Annotated in this window: 4 protein-coding genes and 1 pseudogene; all 5 read right to left on the bottom strand. The window is 43.7% G+C overall.

Annotated elements, in window-relative coordinates:
* Window positions 1-240, bottom strand: a pseudogene (locus V6C93_RS03045) (30S ribosomal protein S6--L-glutamate ligase); the annotation flags it as partial.
* The gene (locus V6C93_RS03050; RefSeq protein ID WP_333475172.1) at window positions 237-833 is read right to left on the bottom strand and encodes a hypothetical protein; all 597 of its coding nucleotides are present in this window, start codon (window positions 831-833) and stop codon (window positions 237-239) included. The pseudogene V6C93_RS03045 and the gene V6C93_RS03050, both read right to left, overlap by 4 nt.
* Before the next feature lie 328 nt (window positions 834-1,161).
* Window positions 1,162-1,545 carry an AbrB family transcriptional regulator gene (locus V6C93_RS03055; RefSeq protein ID WP_333475173.1) on the bottom strand — a complete coding sequence of 128 codons (384 nt, stop codon included), beginning with the start codon at window positions 1,543-1,545 and terminating at the stop codon, window positions 1,162-1,164.
* A gap of 89 nt (window positions 1,546-1,634) precedes the next feature.
* Window positions 1,635-2,078, bottom strand: coding sequence for an AbrB family transcriptional regulator (locus V6C93_RS03060; protein ID WP_333475174.1), 444 nt, complete (start codon window positions 2,076-2,078; stop codon window positions 1,635-1,637).
* A gap of 479 nt (window positions 2,079-2,557) precedes the next feature.
* Window positions 2,558-2,749: DNA cytosine methyltransferase (locus tag V6C93_RS03065; protein ID WP_333475175.1), on the bottom strand; the 192-nt coding region annotated here is incomplete at its 5' end.

Raw genomic sequence — 2,749 nt, forward strand, 5'->3', positions numbered from 1 at the left:
GAACTGACGGATGACTGCCGTTCCGTACTCCGTGTGGCTTGCTCCAATTCGCGGGATGACTGCATCGAAATCTGAGAGTATGTTTCCCTTGTAAATTACCCTTGGCTTTATCGAGTTGATGTCGAGGCAGCAACGCAAATAGTCAACCACCTCTACTGAGTGTCCTCGTAGAGTTGCTGCCTCAACGAGTCTTTGAGTTGAATACAGCTTGCTGTTGCGGGATAGAATAGCAATTTTCACAATGTTCTCCAAATTTTTTCAATGTGTTCCCTCAGATGAGGGTTGAGTTTAGAGTTTTCAATGCTCCAAGGTGTGCCTTGGCAACCAATCGCTGGGATTGGTTGTATTCTTTCGAGATGTTTAAACCTCCACGCTTTTCTACCGACTTTCCAAATTCCCAACTTGATTTCATCGGGCGTTTGTTTTTCGATAAATTCTTCCGTCATCGTGACGATTGAAAAGAGGATTCCGGTTCCGATAATATGACCATATCTAGGTTGGTAGTTTTCTCCTAGATACTCCCGAGCTAACTTTTTATTCGACCCTCTTAGCTTTTTTTGGGATGTGTGGATAAAGACTCTTTTGGGACAAAAAGTTGCCGTGCGCCTTGTTGCCCAGGTCTTTATTTCTTCAATTAGAAAATCGCTAAATGGCGCATCTACCGTTAAAGCAAACCATTCCTCTCCAATATCGAGCTGTTGCTCTTGGTATAGAAGACTGGGAGATCTTTTTTCAATAAATGGTTGACTTTCAAGGGTTCCAAATTTGTCCAGTTGGAATAGTTCTAATTGAACGCAATTGACCTTGGGTTTCGTTCCATCGTTAGCAATCATATCTAAGACTTGCCAGTTTTGACAAGAACTTTATGAAACCATTTGGTCTTTACTTACTGACAATATTCCTCAAGGTTGCCCTACATTAAAGGCGTTCGAGGAGTGCATTTTCTACTAGCTTCAAAAATCGTGGTGAATTTATAAAAATTATTTGTTCCTACCACTTGGGGCGCTAGTTTTTCTTCTGTGTCGAGGTAAAACTCCGTGAATCCTTGATAAGTTTTCGGGGATACCCGCTGTCAAATTCCACACTAGTTGGAATTTGACAACGTTCGTTCACAAGATCTTTCAACTACTGGACTACTGCTTGTTTTTTGGGAATTTCCCGCTAGTCTTCCTCTGTTGGCTTATCGCCTTCAATCTGCTTGAGATGTATGTGCTTGTATCCGAGCTTGATTTCAAATTCGTCCCCCGGCTTTAGACCCATTTCCTTCGTGTACGCCGCACCAATCACGATTTGACCGTTTGCGTGTACGCTGACTCGGTACGTTGCCTCTCTCCCTCTACCATCTCTTGTTTCTTCCGGGTCTAGTTCGAGTCCTTTTGCGGCTAAGACCGCGTTGTAAAAATCTGTTAAGTTGACTCGTTCGCTGTCTCCACTACCCGTTATATACCCGCATTGCTTCGCTGTTTCTCGCCTGGGCAGGTGTGCAAGCTCTTTAAGTTTTTGGAGCAATGCCTTACCTCTTAAAGGTGCTGTTGTAGTTGTCATGGGTATCTATCTAATAATTTTTGTGCGACTGAGAGCTGACGAGGAGCCTATGCAATTGTGTTTCCTTTCACAGTAATAATAGGGTAAGCTCAAGCATCTTCTACGTCTGTATCTTCTTCGACTAAGTTGGTAGTATTATTTGAGATTCCTCCACTGTCTATTTGCTTCAAGTGAATATGTTTCCTTCCCAAGCTTATTTCAAATTCATCCCCCGGATTGAGTCCCATTTGTTTGGTGTATGCCGAACCTATCAGCAGATTTCCATTGGCTTGAACGCTGAGCCTAAAGGTGGCACTTCGCCCTCCATGTCCGCTTCCTTCTTTATTTTTACTGTCAAGGTTTATTCCTTCCGCGTCCATTAAACTATTGAGGAATTGCATCATATTTACTCGCTCTACCCCAGTCTTGGTCACGGTGTAATATCCACACGCTTTTGCTTTTTCTTCTCTGGATAAGCTCCCTAATTCTTTAACTTTTTGCAGTAGGGCTTCTCCCTCGATTGGTTCGGTTTTTTTGCTCTTGGTTTTTGCCATTTTTTGCACTTTCCTGGACTGGTGATTTGATACTTCGATATTACAACGCGATCGGACGTGTCACAATTTACGGTTGAACAGTGAAACTTCAATTTTAAGACAGACTTTGAGCCTCTTTTCCAGAGAGTTGACCCTACCTTTAGTTGCCTCCTATTGGACAAAGGGAATAGTTGCAACTGTGCTTGCCTCAATTGGAGTCAGTTCGCCTGGGATTAGCCTTTCTCTTCATGATGTCAACAAGCTCTCCGTGTTGTCATTTATTTGCTTTCACTTTTTTTCACATGAGCGTAATTCTGTATTGACCGATAGTTGCATTGACATTTTTTGTGGTACTTTACTGTGTGTCCTGGCGACAGGACACGGGTTTACTGGGCTTTTCGAGCCTTCATCAACGAGCGCGAACACGTTCTCAGTAAAGAGCATTTTTTCATATATCCTTGCCTCATGGCAGCGATCGCTTTTTGAGGAAGCTCCGACAGCTAGCTAGACAGCAACTCTACCAGCCTTTGGACGATCGCTCTCATCACTGGCGGGCAAACCGCTTGACCCACAAGTCTGTGCTTTACTGCATTACTCCCCACAATTGTGTAATCTCTGCTGGCTCCCAACCTTATGCTGGGAAACCCCATTGCCGTTGCCGTCTCACTGACGGATAGCATTCTGTAAAGCCA

The organism is Allocoleopsis sp. (assembly GCF_036703385.1).
Classification (GTDB): domain Bacteria; phylum Cyanobacteriota; class Cyanobacteriia; order Cyanobacteriales; family Coleofasciculaceae; genus Allocoleopsis.